At 65.2% G+C, this 1564-nt stretch carries 1 protein-coding gene; it reads left to right on the forward strand.

Features of this window, described 5'->3' with window-relative positions:
• The first annotated feature begins 64 nt into the window (after positions 1-64).
• Complete coding sequence (locus U1739_RS20915; protein WP_332710549.1) at positions 65-1498, forward strand: IS1182 family transposase; 1434 nt, start codon at positions 65-67, stop codon at positions 1496-1498.
• Positions 1499-1564: the final 66 nt, after the last annotated feature.

Here is a 1564-nt window from a genome sequence, read left to right on the forward strand (position 1 = left end):
TGGTGGAGGCTGTGTGGAAACGCGCTGATATGCTATGATCATGGTCTGATTTGGGAGGCCGGTGATGGGGCGTTTCATCGAAGGTTGCGATCGGCGGCAGCAGCTTTTCCTGCCTGATTGCGTCGACGATTACGTGGCCGAGGACAGCCCGGTACGGTTCGTCGATATGTTCGTCGACGAACTGGATCTGGCGGTGCTGGGTTTCGCGGATGCAGCGGCGACCGGGCGGCCGGGCTATCATCCGGCGATGCTGCTCAAGCTCTATATTTATGGCTATCTGAACCAGGTGCAGTCGAGCCGGCGGCTGGAGCGCGAAGCGGGCCGCAACGTCGAGCTGATGTGGCTGACGGGCAAGCTCGCGCCCGACTTCAAGACCATCGCCGACTTCCGTCGCGATCATGGCGCAGCGATCCAGGCGGCGTGTCGCCGGTTCGTCCTGCTCTGTCGCAACCTCGGGCTCATTGCGGGCGGCACGGTGGCAGTGGACGGCAGCCGCATGCGCGCGGTCAATGCCCGCGACAAGAACTTCACGCCGGTGACGATCCGACGCCGGATGGAGCAGGTCGATGCCAGCATCCAGCGCTATCTGGGCATGCTCGACACCGCCGACCGGCAGGATGGTGAAGCCGCCGAGCTTCGCACGATCCGGCTGACGACAAGGCTCGGCGAGCTGCGGCGGCAGATGCGTGAACTCGAAGCCATGGAGCAGGCGGTTGCGGCATCGCCTGACCGGCAGATCTCGCTCACCGACCCGGACGCGCGTGCGATGGCGTCGGCGGGAACCGGCACCGGGCAGGTCGGCTACAACCTCCAGGCGGCGGTCGATACCGATAGCCACATCATTGTCGCCCACGAGGTCATCAATCTCGGCCACGACCGTACGTCGCTGGCGAAGATGGGCGAGCAAGCCCGCGCGGCGACGGGCACGGATGCGCTCACCGTGCTTGCTGATCGCGGCTACTTCTCGGGCCCCGAGATACTCGCGTGCGAAGCGGCCGGCATTACGCCGATCTGCCCCAAGCCGCTCACCTCCGGCGCCAAGGCCGATGGTCGCTGGGGCAAGCAGGACTTCGTCTACCAGACCGATACCGACACGTACCGTTGCCCAGCCGGAGAGACGATGACCCGGCGCTTCTCCAACGTCGAGCACGGCATGACGCTGCACGCCTATGCAACGCCTGCCTGTCGCTACCGCTGCGCGGTCAAGGCGAACTGCACCACCAGCCTCGAGCGCCGCATCAAGCGGTGGGAGCATGAAGAGGTGATCGAGGCCATGCAGGCCCGACTCGACCGCATGCCTGGTGCCATGCGCGTCCGAAGACGCACCGTCGAGCACGTCTTTGGCACCATCAAAGACTGGATGGGGCGAAGCCACTTCAAGACGCGCACCCTGAAGAACGTGGCAACCGAAATGAGCCTTCACACCCTGGCCTACAACATCAAGCGCGCCATCGCTCTGGTCGGCGTGCCGGGGCTAATCGCTGCGATGCAGGCCTGAGCGCCCCGCGCTAGCACGCGCCGCTATCAGCGCTGCTCGACCACCGTTCTCACACAGCCTCGGTGG

The organism is Parasphingomonas puruogangriensis (assembly GCF_036663635.1).
Taxonomy (GTDB): Bacteria; Pseudomonadota; Alphaproteobacteria; order Sphingomonadales; family Sphingomonadaceae; genus Sphingomonas.

Coding starts and splice junctions, on each gene's coding strand:
- U1739_RS20915 (WP_332710549.1), top strand. CDS start 65: ATGGGGCGTTTCATCGAAGGTTGCGATCGGCGGCAGCAGCTTTTCCTG.